The following is a 15,808-nucleotide window of genomic DNA, read 5'->3' on the forward strand; positions in this document are numbered from 1 at the left end:
GAACCACAGGGGTGTTTACACTCGGATTGGGTCTGGGCTGGCCATTAGCATCTATTGGGGCGGTTTTCACCGCGCTCTTTTTGCAGGCGCCGGTCGGGTTGACGTTAAAAGCATCAGGAAGTTTGTTTGCTTTTGCCCTTATCGTGATGATGTTCTCTTGGATATTATCGTCAATTTTGATGCCCTATCAAATTGTCTTTCTTGCAACGGTCTGCATTGCGATCGTCGCATCATTTGCTTGGTCCCTCTCAGGTGCGGGGCTGTTACCTGGTGTTCTTGCGCTGATGGCCGCCATGATGGTTCCAAACCTTGTCCTGCAATCGAAAGACTTAGCACTTGTTCTTGCCGGCTGGGTTCCTGTAAATCTTTTGATTGCTGGGTTCACATCAGGATTGATGTTCACTCTTCTGCCCGTGAAACCACCAACCGCAACGAAGAAAGCCCAACAAGCAGCACCTGAATTCGACAAAGGACGGCGAATGTTAAGAATGTCCTTGGTGACCGTTCCATTTGCACTTGTCTTCTTTGTTTCAGGCGGCACTGCCCTTTTGGTCTTGTTTTTTGTGGCTCTGCTTAGTCAGCAGCTGGCTGCTATGCCTGCAGCTGGAAAGAGTGTTGCGAAAGCCATGTTAACGGCTAACGTCTTGGGCGCTGGCGTCGCAATTGTGTGTTATGAGATCAATGTTCTAGCTCCTAGTATCGTAACCCCTGCTCTTCTTTGCTTTCTGTTCTGCCTGTCGCTAGGCACTTTGGGCAAATCCAGCAACAGTCTCGCCCCCGCAGCGGGCTCGGCGATTACCACAGCATTGATAATTTATGGCGGTTCAATCGCGCCTTTTGCAGACGAAGCAGACGTCAAAAGCGTGACACGGGTCCTACAAATTGCAAGCGCCGCAATCTTTGTCATTCTGGCCTATGTCGTGGTGGATGAGTTTTGGCCTGAAAAAGAACAACAAAAGGCATAGTTTTAGTAAAGCACCCCCTGCTCGGACATCAGCTTGGAGTGCGTGTAACGATGCTGGAGACAAGTCGTTTTAACCCGCGCTAGCTGGCTGTTCCCCCTTTTAGTTCGCTGTATGCATCGTATTGGGACAAGTAAATTTCACCTGTCAGTTTGGTCAAAAAATGACCACACTTCAAACGATCCATGACCGGCCCCTTCACCTCTGATAGATGCAACAAGACACCTAGGTCGTTTAGTCGTTGGTTGATTGTCTCCAAAGACTCTAAGGCGCTGAGATCAATGTCGTTAACGGCAGAACACATCAGCACAACATGCTCCAATGAATCGCGATCCATGTGTACCCGCTCTAGCACTAAATCTTCCATTCTGCGTGCGTTAGCAAAATAGAGGCTTTCATCGATCCGAAGAGTCACCAAACGAGGGTCAGTTAAGACGTTGTGACGATAGATGTTACGAAAATGCTGTGAACCGGGTACCAAACCGACTTCGGCTACATGTGGGCGTGATGTCTTCCAGATGAATAATAGCAACGAAATCAATACGCCAGCGGCCACTCCTGCTTCCACTCCAACCAGAAGTGTCAGAAGCATCGTCGTGGCCACTGCTGCAAAATCGGCTTTAGAATAACGCCAGGCCGTTTTTAGAATTGAGAAATCTACCAGCGACAATACGGCAACGATGATTGTCGCAGCTAAAGTAGCCTTAGGGAGAAAGTATAGCAGCGGCGTCAAGTAGACCGCTGCAAACAGCAGTCCAATGGCCGTATATGCCCCGGCTGCCGGAGTTTGCGCGCCAGCATCATAGTTCACAACAGAGCGAGAGAAGCCACCGGTGACTGGAAAGCCCCCCGATAGTCCAGATGCCAAATTCGAAGCGCCAAGCGCGGTCAATTCCTGATTTGGATCTATGCGGTGTTGACGCTTAGCGGCCAGAGTTTGCGCTACCGAAACACTTTCAACGAAACCAATGATTGAAATCAGCGCAGCCGGCCCAATTAAAGCAGACAACACGGACCAGTCTGTCAAGGGGACACTAAATGGTGGCAAACCTGTAGGAACCACACCGACAACACCGACCCCTAATTCTGGTAGGTCTAAACCCCAGGACAGCAAAACTGTACCAACAATCGCAAACACGGGTCCAACCCGCGCAATAGTTCCCGCTAACCCTATCGGCATATCTAGTCGCTCCTGAAGAACGCTCGCTAGGCTCTGACGCATCCAAACCAATGATGTGAGCGCAAAGGCAGCAATCATCATCGTAGAAAGATTGATATCACCAACATTGGACCAAAGCGTTTCGATAATTTCAGGTAAATTGTGACCACTAGAAGAGACTCCAATTAGGTGTTTAACTTGCCCTACCGCGATCAACAAACCCGACGCTGTGATAAATCCGGCGATCACAGGGTGTGACAGAAAGTTCGCCACCACACCTAGCCGAAGAAGTCCCATACCGAGTAACATTATCCCGCTCAAAAGTGCTAGCATGCCAGCAGCCGCAATATAGTCAGTAATGCTACTAATCCCCAACGGTGCCAACGCAGACGCTGTCATTAGCGACACAACTGCGACAGGTCCCACTGCCAACGCCCGTGAAGTACCAAATAGTGTGTAGGCAACCAGTGGTAGAATTGACGCATAGATCCCCACCTGTGCTGGCAAGCCTGCTAACAGAGCATAAGCCAACGACTGAGGGATTAGCATGATCGTGACGATGCCTGCTGCCGTCAAGTCTCCCGCTAGCTCACTCTTACTATATCGCTGCCCCCAATCGAAGATTGGTAGATGTTGCTTCACGCATAGGATCCGATTGATAGATTTCACTGCACGCCTCTCTGGCCTAGTAGCCAGTTACTACAACACACCGACATATACAAAAAATCATATATGTACAAATGAGAGGAAAAGAAAGCCATTTTTGATCTTTCTATTCTACGATACTCTCAGCTAAGCCGAGAATCGATTGCAGACGTTTGCTCACTTTGACAACTCAGCTCCCCCATCTCCACACCGCCAAAAATGCAATAGTTTCAAGAAAAAAAAGCCCGTTCAGCCGCAAAAAGCGCAAAGAAAAGATCGCCTGCGTTAACCACAAAATCGTTAATAGCGAAAACCTTAGCCATCAAGAATTTGCAAATTTGTCATTATCATGCTCTGGAAACCCACGGATATGAGGAGATGCAATAATCAACCACACCAGAAGGAGAAAACAAAAATATACCTGCAAAAAAGCAAAGGTTTTTCTTCGAAATTGGACAAAGTACACGCCATTACTATTCCGCTCGCTGCAACCGCTGCCATGTGAATAAGGAGCAATCTCCTAAAAATGACAAAGTCCAACGTGTAGGACCCCGTAATCTTTGCAGTTGCGATATCCCTTCTGACGACGACCCCTGAGTGCCAATTTTCTTAGTTTTGCTTTGCACAAATACCTGAGCCTACAAGGGGTGCGTTTTTGCAAAGCAGATTTTCAAGAATACAGCTACACACAAACCGTTAACTCGAAAGAAGCACGCTGACCGCATATCTCTCAATACGCTCAATGTGCGTTCAACGGCCGCACTTCAATCCACTAGGAAGAGGAAACACGGCCGCAAACTCAGCAAATTAGAAAAATGCCTGAAGACCAGTTTGGGCACGTCCCAAAATCAGCGCATGGACATCATGAGTGCCTTCATAAGTATTCACTGTCTCCAAGTTCATCATGTGACGGATCACATCAAACTCAAGTGAAATCCCGTTTCCACCGTGCATGTCGCGGGCATGACGAGCTATGTCCAGTGCTTTTCCACAGTTGTTACGTTTGATGATAGAGATCATCTCTGGGGCGGCTTTTGCTTGGTCCATCAAACGTCCTACCTGCAGGGAGGCCTGCAACCCTAAGGCGATTTCGGTTTGCATATTTGCCAGCTTCAACTGGAACAATTGGGTTTGTGCCAGCGGGCGGTTAAACTGATGGCGGTCTAGACCATACTGGCGCGCTGAGTGCCAGCAGGCTTCGGCCGCCCCCATTGCACCCCAACTGATTCCGTAACGTGCACGGTTCAAGCAGCCAAATGGGCCTTTCAATCCCTGGACATGGGGAAGCAGGGCGTCATCACCAACTTCCACACCATCTAAAACAATCTCTCCGGTGATCGATGCGCGCAGTGACATTTTGTTTTCGATCTTTGGCGCAGTCAGCCCCTCGAGACCCTTCTCGAGGATAAAGCCTCGAATTTTACCACCATGTGCTTCGGATTTTGCCCAAACAACAAAAACATCCGCGATTGGCGCATTTGAGATCCACATTTTGGATCCAGTCAACTTGTATCCATTTGCGGTTTTTTCAGCGCGCGTTTTCATCCCTGCGGGGTCAGAACCTGCATCCGGTTCAGTCAATCCGAAACATCCGATATACTCACCTGAGGCAAGCTTTGGCAGGTACTTCTGACGTTGTTCCTCACTGCCGTAAGCATAGACAGGGTACATTACAAGCGAGCTTTGTACCGACATCATCGACCGGTAGCCAGAATCTACACGCTCGACTTCACGGGCAACCAAGCCATATGCAACATATCCTCCCCCTAGCCCACCATATTCTTCTGGGATAGTAGTTCCGAGCAGGCCCATTTCGCCCATCTCACGGAAAATTTCTGGATCACACACTTCGTTGGCGTAGGCACTTGTCACCCGCGGCTGTAGCTTGTCCTGAGCATATGCTTTGGCGGACATAGCAATCATCCGCTCATCCTCTGTCAACTGATCGTCCAGGCGCAGTGGATCGGCCCAATCAAAGCTAGTCAGGTCTGGCGCATCTTTGGCTCGGAGGGAGGGTTTGGTATCAGTCATTATGCTATTCCTTGCTCACAGCTGAATTTGAGCGGACCCTAACCGCAGGTTAATGGAAAAAACAGCGAGACTTCCACATCAAGATATGACTATTAATCATACATGATAGCACCTCGACGTTTCCTACCCTCTATCTCTTCTTTGCGCGCTCTTGAGGCACTTGATCGCCTAGGCTCAGCTTCAGCGGTTGCAGAGGAATTATCGCTTACCCAAAGTGCGATCAGCCGACAACTACAGGCCCTTGAACGTCAGCTGGGAATTGATCTGATTGTGCGTGACAAAAAGCGCCTAACCTTGACAACCGAAGCTAAGGAATATGCGTCAGAAGTCCGCCAAGCACTTAATCAGATTGCCCAATCTACGCTTCGATTACAAACATCCCCCTTGGTTGGGACCCTCAGCTTGGCAATTCTTCCTGCCTTTGGAATGCGATGGTTGATGCCGCGATTGCCCAATTTTTCGCGATTACATCCAGAAGTTACGATCAACATGGCTACGCGCCTCGAACAGTTTAACTTTGCTGGTGAACCCTTTGATGCTGCAATACACTATGGTCACGCAGATTGGCCTGGAACGCAGTCTTTGTTGCTAAAAAACGAACGTTTGATACCCGTCTGTGCTGCATCGTTGATTGAAAAAAAACAGATTACTGCACCATCAGATATTTTAGACCTTCCGCTACTACACATTCAAACCCGCCCCCTGGCTTGGGCACATTGGTTCGAAAGTCAGGGGGAACTGAAACTACCACCTCTTTCGGGCACCATGTATGATCAATTTGCAACCATTATTCAGGCCGCACTGCACGGTCTAGGTGTTGCCCTATTGCCCGACTATCTGGTCGAGCAAGATCTCGCATCCGGCCGCTTGCGAGCGCTACATCCTTTCCCGGTTGAAACAAGCGGTGCTTACTATCTAGTTTGGCCAGAAACAAAATCGCGACATGCGGCATTGCACAAATTTAGAGATTGGCTGGCAACGCAGTCCCAACCCGAAGACCCACTGCCCCGCTGATCTTGAAAAGCGGAACAACGAGTTTCCAAAAACTTAATCGCTATGCGAGATTTTATAGTTTTTGATCAACCAAGTGCATAACCTGCGCCACGTACGGTGCGCAATGGATCATCACCACCAAATTGGCTCAGAGCCTTACGCAACCGCCCAATGTGTACGTCTACAGTTCTCGTATCCACGTATATATCTCGCCCCCAAACCCGATCTAACAATTGTTCTCGGCTCCAGACACGTCCTGGTTTTTCCATAAATGTGGAGAGAAGCCGAAATTCTGTTGGGCCCAGTTTAAGTGGCTGATTGTCGCGGCTAACCCGGTGAGTTTCAGAATCTAGAATGATATCAGCGTATTCCAACTTGACCCCAACGGATGAAGGTCGAACCCGACGCAACTGGGTGCGCACCCTGGCCATCAGTTCAATTACAGAGTACGGCTTTACCACGTAGTCATCAGCGCCAGTTTCTAAGCCACGAACCTTGTCGATCTCTTCGGATCGTGCTGACAACATAATCACCGGAATATTGCGGGTTTCAGCGCGTGATTTCAGACGTCGGCAAACCTCGATTCCACTAAGATTTGGCATCATCCAATCCAAAACGATAATGTCTGGGTTTTCTTCCTTTACCAACAACAGTGCCTTTTCACCGTCTTCGGCCGTTAGGACACGAAATCCATCCGCTTCCAAATTGTAACCAAGCACTTCTCGTTGTGCCATTTCATCTTCGACAACAAGGACAGTAGGCTGATCTACGGACATAATTTAGGCCTCCTGAACTGCAGTCGAAGTCGTATCGGCTTTTGATCGGCCCTCTTCGGGACGCTCACCGGTGACCAGATAGATCACTTGTTCAGCAATTGATGTTACGTGGTCGCCCATACGTTCTGTGTTTTTTGCTATGAAATGCAGATGCATACATGGCGTAATGTTGCGAGGATCTTCCATCATAAAAGTCAGGAATTCGCGAAACAACGCATTGTACATCTGATCGACATCTAGGTCGCGTGCAATCACATCTGTCGCCAACTCTACATCACGCTGAATATATGCGTCCAATGCATCTTTCAGCATTCTCTCAACTTCACGCGCCATCCGGCGCAGAGCTGCAGTGCTATCACTGACAGCAGGTCCTTGCGCCAAAACGACTGTCCGTTTCGCCATATTCTTTGCATAGTCTCCGATGCGTTCTAAGTTCGCCGAAATTTTCATAACTGACAGAACCAATCGTAAATCACTGGCCGCAGGTGAACGCAGCGCAATGAGGCGTGCAGCCTCTTCATTGATTTGCTCTTCGAGCATATCAATGACTTTGTCGCCTGCACGAACCTGCAATGCCAATTCTTCGTCACGGGTTTCAAGCGCCCGTGCTGCCTCGACAATTGCGGCCTCTACCAAGCCACCCATTTTCATAATCCGGGCCTGAATTGCCTCAAGATCACGATCAAAAGCGGATGCGATATGTTGCTCTTCCATGTCTAGTTCCTCTGGGTCAGCCAATACGGCCTGTAATGTAACTTTCGGTTCGCGGATCGTTGGGATTGGTGAAGATCTGACCTGTTTCCCCAAATTCCACTAAGCTACCTAGGTGAAAGAACGCTGTTTTTTGGCTTACGCGCGCGGCTTGTTGCATCGAATGCGTAACAATCACCACAGAAAACCGCTGGCGAAGTTCGTCGATCAATTCCTCAACCTGCGCCGTCGCAATCGGATCAAGCGCAGAGCAGGGTTCATCCATGAGCAGCACTTCGGGTTCAGTTGCAACGGCGCGGGCAATGCACAGTCGTTGCTGTTGACCACCAGACAGGCCCGTTCCAGGAGCATTCAATCGGTCTTTGACTTCCTCCCAAATTGCAGCCCTTCGAAGCGCCTTTTCCACAATCTCGTCAAGTTCGCTTTTGCCACGCGCCAAGCCGTGAATTTTTGGACCATAAGCCACGTTATCATAGATAGATTTAGGGAATGGGTTTGGCTTTTGGAAAACCATTCCGACCTTGGCGCGCAGCTGTACCACATCTACACGTTTGTCGTAGATATCTTCTCCGTCTAGAAGGATTTTCCCTTTAATTGAACAGGTTTGGATGGTGTCATTCATTCTGTTCAAGCAGCGCAGAAAAGTCGATTTCCCGCAGCCAGATGGGCCGATAAAGGCCGTTACCGTCTTGTCCTCAATTGATACATTCACATCCTTAATGGCATGGGTTTCTCCGTAATGAACTTGCACATTACTTGCCGCGATTTTGATATCTTTCGTATCCACGTTGCGCTCCGTTAGCGTCATGTCATTCATAACCTTTGCCCCTACCAGCGACGTTCAAAGCGGCGGCGCAAGATAACGGCCACCAAGTTCATAGAGACCAAAAACAACAGCAACAGGATAATACCACCCCATGCCCGTTCATAGAACGCCGGATCGGCGCGCTTGGCCCATTCGTAAATTTGCGCCGGCATAGCCGAATTTGGCGACAACAGCCCAGAGGCGATACTGTCCGGCGCGTTTGAAGCAACAAAACCAACCATACCGATCAAAAGCAGCGGTGCGGTTTCTCCCAGCGCCTGTGCCAGACCGATAATTGTACCAGTTAATATTCCAGGCGCGGCGAGCGGCAGAACGTGGTGAAACACCGTTTGCATGGGAGAGGCTCCCACCCCTAGTGCCGCATCCCGAATACTGGGTGGGACTGCACTTAATGCCGCGCGCGTCGAGATTATAATTGTCGGTAGTGTCATAAGGGTTAGCACCAGCCCGCCGACCAAAGGAGCTGACATTGGCAAATGCATGTAGTTGATAAAAACGGCCAAACCCAAAATGCCAAATACGATCGATGGGACTGCAGCCAGGTTAGAGATGTTCACCTCAATGACATCAGTGACCCAGTTCTTGGGTGCAAATTCCTCGAGGTAAATTGAGGCTCCAACTCCGATTGGCAAAGCAAGGGCCAAAACAACCAACACCATAGAAAGGGAGCCCAATATGGACACGCCCATACCAGCAGCTTCGGGCCGTTGATCCGAAGCATCTGCGCCGACAATAAAGTCGATATTGAAGGTTTTTTCGATAAGTCCGGCGTCTATCAGTGAATCAACCAAATCAAGTTGTTCTGGAGTTATATTCTTGTCGTTTTCGATACTAGAACGGCTAACTCGACCTTTCAGATATCCGTCGACACGGCTTGAGGCGAGAAAACGAAATTGGACAGTGTCTCCAATCCGACCTGGGTTGGCGATGACATAGTCCCGCAATTGTGCAGCTGCGCCTTTTGACAAAATTCCTGCCATCTGCTTGGCCTTTAGCCCGGTCACAACCCCCAGTTCTTCGACGGTGTCCGTGATAGATGCTTTGATGAGTGGGGCGTACCCAAAGGTTGAAACTTTTTTGATGTCAGTCAGATTTCGATTGCCCTTTTTGTCTAACTTCTTCTCCAAGAGTTCCACTTGCAAGGTGATAAACGTCTGCTGATATGCACCTAATCCTTTGCTGATAATTGTGGTCAGCAATACCATTAGCATAAGCAGACTGATCGCAATGGCGGCGATTCCGTATAGCTTGAACCGGGTTTCTGCAGCGTTTCGCCTTTTGGTCCTCGTGCTTTGCAACAGCAATGAACCACCAGAATGTCTGTCTAAAGAAGTTTTCATCAGTCGTACTGCTCTCGGTAAGTGCGCACGATAGCTAGCGCTAGAATGTTCAGGCCTAGGGTCAACACGAACAGTGACAGTCCCAAAGCAAAGGCCACCAGCGTTTCGGGGCTGGCAAAGTCTGTATCGCCGGTCAATTGGCTGACGATGCGGGTTGTGATTGTGGTCATTGACTCTAACGGGTTGGTTGAAAACTTGGCGATTGCCCCCGCTCCCATCACCACAATCATTGTTTCACCAATGGCACGCGATGCGGCCAACAGTACTGCACCGACAATCCCAGGAAGAGCAGCAGGAATGACCACCTGACGCACGGTCTCAGATTTTGTGGCCCCCAGCCCCAAAGAGGCATCTCGCATGGATTGAGGCACCGCATTGATGATGTCATCAGACAGGGAAGACACAAATGGGATCAGCATAATGCCCATCACCAGACCAGCAGTCAGCACAGATGTGGCTCCAGTCATCCAAGTCAACCCCAGCAAACCTTCGGTTCCACGGCCAAAAATTCGAACCAACATCGGCCCGACAGTGAGCAAGGCAAACAACCCGTAAACGATGGTGGGGATACCCGCCAGAATTTCAAGCAATGGCTTGGCAAAGGACCGCGTAGAGGAACTCGCGTACTCAGACAGATATATTGCTGCGTACAATCCAATTGGAACCGCAACCAACAGGGCAATCAGTGAAATGTAGATGGTTCCCCACAAAAGGGGCAGTATCGATAGTTCACTATCGCCGCGAAAATTCGGGGCCCAAGTGGTTCCCAGGAAAAAATCTTTCCAGCTGTGCAAGCCAAAAAAGCTTATGGTCTCGAACAGCATCGAAAATACGATACCAACCGTTGTCAGGATGGCGAGTGAAGCTGCCAGCGCCAGCAATGCAAATACACAGCGTTCAACAACATTACGGGCCCGAAAGTCTTTATCAGTAAGACCGTAAGATCTAGCAAATCCAACAATGGCCAACAACACGACTACAATCGTCATCATCAACCGACCAGAATGTGTCATATCCCGATGTTGACGGGCAGCAGTCAGGATCTCAGGTCGCACTTCGGAACCTAACGCAATGCCCAGATCTGCCAACCTGCCACGCAGATCAACGGCGTCAGCGTCCATCACACGAATTTCTTCGTTAGTCATTTCGTTACGGGCAACAGCAATGTTCAGACCTTCACTTACCCTCTGAACATCGCTCATCATTAGTTCAGCACTGGTGTTGTCTGAGTTCAAATCCGTGGAGATCTTCCCTGACACTCGGGCGTCAATAACCAATGGTTGCAAGATGGACCAAAGAGCCAGCGCTGCCAGCGCCGGCAGCAATGTGGATAGCGCGACGTTGTAACCGTAATAAGAGGGTAAAGAGTGCAGTTTTCGAACTTCGCCGCCAGCGGAAAGCACAGCGCGATAACGGCCAAGGACAAATCCTGCGGCAGACATCAAAAACAAGCAGGCGACAAGCCAGAAAGTGGGCATCAACGGCTCCATTAGTGGTAGCAGGCTGGATTTTCTAGGTGAGAAAATAGATTAAGAACCGGAGTGAAACCCTCACCCCGGTTACATTTTCCTAAGCGACTTAGGAATTTCCGCCCATCACGACTTCGTCCGAAACAGACTCTTGAGTTTTTTCAAGTTCAGGGTCAGCTACCAAACCATATTCGGCCAACGGGCCATCTGGACCAGCCACTTCATCGGCGACGAAAAACTCAGTGTATTCCTTCAAACCTGGAATAACGCCAATGTGTGCTTTCTTAACATAAAAGAACAAAGGACGAGACACAGGGTATTCGCCGGTCGCAATCGTTTCAGTCGAAGGGACAACTCCTGACATAGTCGCAGTCTGGAGTTTGTCGGTATTGTTTTCATAGAATGCCAGGCCAAACACACCTATGCCGTTTTTATTGCTTTCAATTCGGGCCAAAGTTTCTGTGTAATCGCCATCGATATCTACTGACAAGCCATCGGTCCGCAGCGAGATACAGGCCTTTTCAGCAGCTTTCTTTTTGGCTTTTGCGGTATCGCCTGATGCTTGATCCAACAGCACATCAAATGCACCTGTTGCCTCACAGCCTGCAAGGATCACTTTATCTTCAAACACTTCGCGGGTGCCGTGTTTAGTTCCTGGAATATAGGCTTGGATAGGCTGAGCTGGGAAAGCAGCGTTTACATCAGCCCAGGTCTTGGCGCTATTTGCTACCAGCTCGCCGTCGACCAGCACCTGGTCAGACAATGCAAGGAACCAATCTGTCGGCGTGAACTCAAACGCGTTGCCCTGAATATCACTGGCAAATACAATACCGTCATATCCGATCTGCACTTCAATAATATCGGTAACACCGTTTTCAGCGCACTTTTCAATTTCTTTGGTTTTTATACGGCGCGAAGCATTGGCCACGTCGATGGTGTTTTCTCCAACACCCTCACAGAACCGCTTCAGTCCGGCCGATGAGCCACCGGACTCAACAACTGGGGTAGGGAAGTCAAAGTTCTCGCCAAAAGCTTCAGCAACGATTGATGCATATGGCAGAACCGTGGATGAGCCGGCGACTTGCACTTGGTCGCGGGCAACGGCAGCGGTTGCAGACACAGCAGCAATTGCCAGAGCGGAAGTTGTCAGTTTCACAAAGGACATCTCATGTTTCCTTGAGTAGGATTAAACTCGATCACCCCATGGTGATCTTGCAGCCCTGATAAGCGGGCTGCATGTGTCTTTTGTGACGGCAATGTAACAGCCACATGACAACGTGGAAAATTACTAACTATTTGCGCGTTACGACGAGAAAGGTGAACCAAGATACGAAGTGAATCTCTTTTACTGCCAAAAGGTTATTGGCCACGGCACACTCAACTAATTATTTTTCGGGGCAAAGCGGGAGAACAACAGTGAATGTGCTTCCCTGTTCCAGTTTGCTTTCCACCCGAAACCTACCCCGGTGTCGGTTGGTGATATGTTTAACAATTGCCAACCCTAGGCCTGTACCACCCAGCTCACGTGATCGGTGGCTATCGGCGCGATAGAATCTTTCGGTCAGGCGAGGCAAGTGGTGAGGTGCAATGCCGGGTCCGTTATCAATCACCTGCACCTGTGCGGCACTGCTTCTCAAACCAGGGTCGCGCTGTAAATTAGTCAGCTTAACCAGTACCCGAGTGCCACCATACTTGATTGCGTTTTCCACAAGGTTGGTGAAAACCTGTTGCAACTGGTCAGGGTCACCTATCAGTTGAGCCGGCGTTTCGTCCGTTTCAAGTATCAACTCAACTCCGCCGGATTTGGAAAGTGGTTCCAGAGAAATCAATGTCGAAGACAGTAGGGAGATAAGATCCACCTGCATTTTGGGGCGAACTCGTTCCTGACTTTCAACGCGGTTAAGTGAAAGTAAGTCGCCCACCAATCTGTTCATCCGGCTGGCTTCACCTTCCATGATTGATAGAAACCGATCACGAGCATTTGAATCATCTTTGGCCGCGCCGCGTAGGGTTTCTATGAACCCCATCAGCGCCGTCAAAGGGGTTCGTAATTCGTGGCTGACATTTGCTACAAAATCCCGGCGCATCTGGCTGGCGTGTTCTACCTCGGTAACATCCGAAAAACATAGCAACACTGCGCCTTTGTCATCTGCACCAATGCTTGGCACAAACCGTAATGTTACGTCGTAGGTGGTGTCTTGAGTGCCTTCGTTCGATTGATGGCGGGTAAGGCGTGGCTGCTGGTCGTTCAGACAAGATTCAACGGCATCTATTACCGCAGGCTGCCGAAGAATGGTGGCAAAATGACGGCCCAGTATTTGTTGTCCCAGTAATGAGCAACTTTCAGTATTGGTGCCGACTATACGTTCTTGCTGATCGACCAACACAGCCGGCAACGGCATGGCAGACAAAAAACCGTTTATTAGCTGCTGGGTCATTAAGTTGCCACCGATATTCCAATCACGAAGTGGCAAGAGTAGTGTTCACAATCTTGCCACCATTCGAATCTGTTCAACTGACTTTGTATCCGCCAATTGTAACTAAGACGTGGCAGTCCGTACCGCGTTGGCAAAGACCTGCAACAGGGCGTCAGGTTCTTCTAACCCTACAGACACCCGAAAGAACCCTTCACTTAACCCAAGGGCAGTACGATCATCGGCGCTAAGAGCCCTATGCGACGAAGATGCAGGATGAGATAAGGTCGTGCCAACATCGCCCAGCGTCGGTGCAAAGTTTAATCCTTCTGCCTCTCGGGTAAAGATATTGGCCGCTGCGCGTCCCCCTGACAGCTCAAAACTGACCATGTTGCACCCCGAAGAGCCCAACAATTCAGAAGCTCGATCGGCATCTGGGTGGTCAACGCGCATTGGATAGATAACACGTTTGATACCGGGCATTTCTGCAAGATGATCTGCTAGCAGTGCTGCTGTTTCCTGGGCCCTGTCAAAGCGAAGTTCGAATGACAACATGCCCCGTTCAGCCAACCAGCAATCAAACGGGCTTGGGGTCATTCCAGTTGTAACGCAAAACACGCGCATACGGTCATTAATCGCCGGATCCCGGGCCACCGCATAGCCTAACATTACGTCCGAATGTCCTGCCAAAAGTTTGGTAATCGAATGAATGACGATATCAGCGCCGTGCTCAAAGGGTCTGAATCCGCGGGGTGTCGTGAAGGTATTGTCAACCACCAACAGAATATTGCTATCAGCACAAAGTTTAGCCAGCCCAGTGATATCGGCAACTGCGAGTGTCGGATTTGAGACAACTTCAACCAGAATCATCTTCGTTTCAGGACGAATTGCCCCTTCGATAGCCTTCACATCTGAGGGATCTGCAAGTGTGGTTGCGATGCCTAACCGCGGGAGATCTTCAGCCATAAGCCGTAAAGAGCGACCATAAAGCTGGTTGGCGCCAATCACGTGGTCCCCGGCCTTAAGCAATCCTATAAGAACCGTTGAAACCGCCGCCATGCCCGAACTTGTCACGACGCCACCGGAAACGCCTTCCATTGCGTCCAGCCGTTTAGCCACCACATCAGCATTGGGGTGACCTTCGCGCGAGTAGGTATAGCCATGCACCCTGCCCTCGTACTGGTCATCCAATGCGTCCGGAGTATCGCTGGCATAGACCACGGATGGGCTAAGCGGCGTCACCACCGGTCGACTGGCACTATATGGGAGCGGATCGGGGCGCATCAGGGAACCCTTGGAATTACGCATTAGTTAGATCTCTTTCAGCTTGTCGCGGAAGTGCCGCATATTGTCCTGATAATGCAGGGCGCTCTGGTATAATCGCTCCACTGTTGCCGCGTCAACGTCGCGGACAACTTTCCCCGGAGAGCCCATAACCAATGAATTGTCGGGTATGACTTTGTTCTCAGTAATCAATGCGCTGGCACCGATCAGACAGTTTTTCCCAATCGTGGCACCATTCAGCACAATTGCTCCCATGCCGATCAAGGTATTGTCTCCGATGGTGCATCCGTGCAGCATCACTTTATGGCCAATAGTACAATTTCGGCCGATGGTAAGTGGGAAGCCCGCGTCGATGTGCATGACACAGTTTTCCTGAACATTTGAACCCTGACCAACCCTGATCTCTTCATGGTCAGCTCGAATTGTGCAGCCGAACCAGACCGAGCCCCCCTGCTCGACCACAACCTGTCCTACCAGATTTGCATCTGGGGCAATCCACGTGTCATCATGAATTTCGGGACGGTGTTCTCCTAGTGAATAGAGAGTCATTGCTGGTCCTCGAATTCAGTTTGCAGAACTCTTACATGCTGGGTAAGCGATGGTTGTTGAATACGACGCATGCGTTCAGCTTGAACGATTGTTTTCAACCTTTCCTCGGTTTCATCCAGATCATCATTGATCAGCACATAATCGTAGTACCCCCAGTGACTGATCTCATCCCAGCTTTTCAGCATACGTTTGCCAATAACGTCTTCGCTGTCTTGCGCCCGGGTTTCTAGGCGACGGCGCAACTCACGGATTGAGGGAGGTAAAATAAAGATCGAAAGGGCATGTTTGCCAAGGTCTGAATTTCGGATCTGAATTTCACCCTGCCAATCGACGTCGAACAAGACATCTTGACCGGAATCAATTGTCTTCCTCACCGGTCCAGCGGGCGATCCATAGAAGTTGCCAAAAACGTGAGCATGCTCAAGCATTTCGCCGTCAATGGCTTGCTGTTTAAACTCTCTCTCGTCAAGAAAGAAATACTCGCGCCCATGCTCTTCTCCGGGTCGCGGCTGACGGGTCGTGGCGGACACCGAAAATTTCAAGCTGGGATCCCAGTCCATCAGTCTGCGAGCCAAGGTGGATTTACCCGCACCAGACGGTGAAGACAGGATTATTAATAGGCCGCGCCGATCTGCCATGGCGTGCTCTC

Annotated in this window: 14 protein-coding genes; 2 read left to right on the top strand and 12 right to left on the bottom strand. The window is 49.9% G+C overall.

The window, feature by feature from the left end; genetic code table 11:
- Nucleotides 1-26: 26 nt before the first annotated feature.
- On the top strand, nt 27-965 hold the full coding sequence (locus tag GO984_RS01800; RefSeq protein WP_245230961.1) for a DUF2955 domain-containing protein: 939 nt from the start codon (nt 27-29) through the stop codon (nt 963-965).
- Between the two features lie 79 nt (nt 966-1,044).
- On the opposite strand, the gene GO984_RS01805 is transcribed toward GO984_RS01800, so the two are convergent.
- Both GO984_RS01805 and GO984_RS01810 read right to left on the bottom strand, forming a co-directional pair.
- On the bottom strand, nt 1,045-2,790 hold the full coding sequence (locus tag GO984_RS01805; protein WP_425339636.1) for a SulP family inorganic anion transporter: 1,746 nt from the start codon (nt 2,788-2,790) through the stop codon (nt 1,045-1,047).
- A gap of 783 nt (nt 2,791-3,573) precedes the next feature.
- Nucleotides 3,574-4,797, bottom strand: coding sequence for an acyl-CoA dehydrogenase (locus tag GO984_RS01810; protein WP_157020861.1), 1,224 nt, complete (start codon nt 4,795-4,797; stop codon nt 3,574-3,576).
- Between the two features lie 102 nt (nt 4,798-4,899).
- Here GO984_RS01810 and GO984_RS01815 point away from each other — a divergent pair, with 102 nt between their 5' ends.
- Nucleotides 4,900-5,811: a LysR family transcriptional regulator gene (locus GO984_RS01815; protein WP_157020862.1), complete on the top strand. Its 912-nt coding sequence runs from the start codon at nt 4,900-4,902 to the stop codon at nt 5,809-5,811.
- 65 nt (nt 5,812-5,876) lie between these two features.
- Here GO984_RS01815 and phoB read toward each other — a convergent pair whose 3' ends face one another.
- From phoB to gmk, 10 genes are all read right to left on the bottom strand, one after another.
- The gene (gene phoB / locus GO984_RS01820) at nt 5,877-6,566 is read right to left on the bottom strand and encodes a phosphate regulon transcriptional regulator PhoB (RefSeq protein WP_157020863.1); all 690 of its coding nucleotides are present in this window, start codon (nt 6,564-6,566) and stop codon (nt 5,877-5,879) included.
- Between the two features lie 3 nt (nt 6,567-6,569).
- Nucleotides 6,570-7,280: a phosphate signaling complex protein PhoU gene (gene phoU / locus GO984_RS01825; protein ID WP_138165039.1), complete on the bottom strand. Its 711-nt coding sequence runs from the start codon at nt 7,278-7,280 to the stop codon at nt 6,570-6,572.
- Between the two features lie 16 nt (nt 7,281-7,296).
- On the bottom strand, nt 7,297-8,094 hold the full coding sequence (gene pstB / locus GO984_RS01830) for a phosphate ABC transporter ATP-binding protein PstB (RefSeq protein ID WP_157020864.1): 798 nt from the start codon (nt 8,092-8,094) through the stop codon (nt 7,297-7,299).
- An 11-nt stretch (nt 8,095-8,105) separates the two neighbouring features.
- A complete protein-coding gene (gene pstA / locus GO984_RS01835; RefSeq protein ID WP_157020865.1) occupies nt 8,106-9,443 on the bottom strand; it encodes a phosphate ABC transporter permease PstA in 1,338 nt (445 codons plus the stop codon).
- Nucleotides 9,443-10,921 (bottom strand): phosphate ABC transporter permease subunit PstC, encoded by a 1,479-nt coding sequence (pstC, locus tag GO984_RS01840; RefSeq protein WP_157020866.1) that lies wholly within the window; start codon nt 10,919-10,921, stop codon nt 9,443-9,445. The genes pstA and pstC overlap by 1 nt, the downstream gene beginning before the upstream one ends.
- 100 nt (nt 10,922-11,021) lie before the next feature.
- Nucleotides 11,022-12,077, bottom strand: a complete 1,056-nt coding sequence (locus tag GO984_RS01845) for a substrate-binding domain-containing protein (RefSeq protein WP_157020867.1) — start codon at nt 12,075-12,077, stop codon at nt 11,022-11,024.
- Between the two features lie 220 nt (nt 12,078-12,297).
- A complete protein-coding gene (locus GO984_RS01850; RefSeq protein WP_157020868.1) occupies nt 12,298-13,350 on the bottom strand; it encodes an ATP-binding protein in 1,053 nt (350 codons plus the stop codon).
- A 102-nt stretch (nt 13,351-13,452) separates the two neighbouring features.
- Entirely contained in the window at nt 13,453-14,634 is a 1,182-nt protein-coding gene (locus tag GO984_RS01855) for a trans-sulfuration enzyme family protein (protein ID WP_157020869.1), read from the bottom strand.
- A 3-nt stretch (nt 14,635-14,637) separates the two neighbouring features.
- On the bottom strand, nt 14,638-15,159 hold the full coding sequence (locus tag GO984_RS01860) for a gamma carbonic anhydrase family protein (RefSeq protein WP_157020870.1): 522 nt from the start codon (nt 15,157-15,159) through the stop codon (nt 14,638-14,640).
- Complete coding sequence (gene gmk / locus GO984_RS01865; protein WP_157020871.1) at nt 15,156-15,797, bottom strand: guanylate kinase; 642 nt, start codon at nt 15,795-15,797, stop codon at nt 15,156-15,158. Before gmk ends, GO984_RS01860 begins: the two co-directional genes overlap by 4 nt.
- Between the last annotated feature and the right edge of the window lie 11 nt (nt 15,798-15,808).

The organism is Parasedimentitalea huanghaiensis (assembly GCF_009753675.1).
In the GTDB taxonomy this organism is placed as follows: domain Bacteria; phylum Pseudomonadota; class Alphaproteobacteria; order Rhodobacterales; family Rhodobacteraceae; genus Parasedimentitalea; species Parasedimentitalea huanghaiensis.

Excerpts from the sequence above, each read along its gene's own strand:
- GO984_RS01810 (WP_157020861.1), bottom strand. The coding sequence starts at position 4,797 with ATGACTGATACCAAACCCTCCCTCCGAGCCAAAGATGCGCCAGACCTG.
- GO984_RS01815 (WP_157020862.1), top strand. The coding sequence starts at position 4,900 with ATGATAGCACCTCGACGTTTCCTACCCTCTATCTCTTCTTTGCGCGCT.
- phoB (WP_157020863.1), bottom strand. The coding sequence starts at position 6,566 with ATGTCCGTAGATCAGCCTACTGTCCTTGTTGTCGAAGATGAAATGGCA.
- phoU (WP_138165039.1), bottom strand. The coding sequence starts at position 7,280 with ATGGAAGAGCAACATATCGCATCCGCTTTTGATCGTGATCTTGAGGCA.
- pstB (WP_157020864.1), bottom strand. The coding sequence starts at position 8,094 with ATGAATGACATGACGCTAACGGAGCGCAACGTGGATACGAAAGATATC.
- pstA (WP_157020865.1), bottom strand. The coding sequence starts at position 9,443 with ATGAAAACTTCTTTAGACAGACATTCTGGTGGTTCATTGCTGTTGCAA.
- pstC (WP_157020866.1), bottom strand. The coding sequence starts at position 10,921 with ATGCCCACTTTCTGGCTTGTCGCCTGCTTGTTTTTGATGTCTGCCGCA.
- GO984_RS01845 (WP_157020867.1), bottom strand. The coding sequence starts at position 12,077 with ATGTCCTTTGTGAAACTGACAACTTCCGCTCTGGCAATTGCTGCTGTG.
- GO984_RS01850 (WP_157020868.1), bottom strand. The coding sequence starts at position 13,350 with ATGACCCAGCAGCTAATAAACGGTTTTTTGTCTGCCATGCCGTTGCCG.
- GO984_RS01855 (WP_157020869.1), bottom strand. The coding sequence starts at position 14,634 with ATGCGTAATTCCAAGGGTTCCCTGATGCGCCCCGATCCGCTCCCATAT.
- GO984_RS01860 (WP_157020870.1), bottom strand. The coding sequence starts at position 15,159 with ATGACTCTCTATTCACTAGGAGAACACCGTCCCGAAATTCATGATGAC.
- gmk (WP_157020871.1), bottom strand. The coding sequence starts at position 15,797 with ATGGCAGATCGGCGCGGCCTATTAATAATCCTGTCTTCACCGTCTGGT.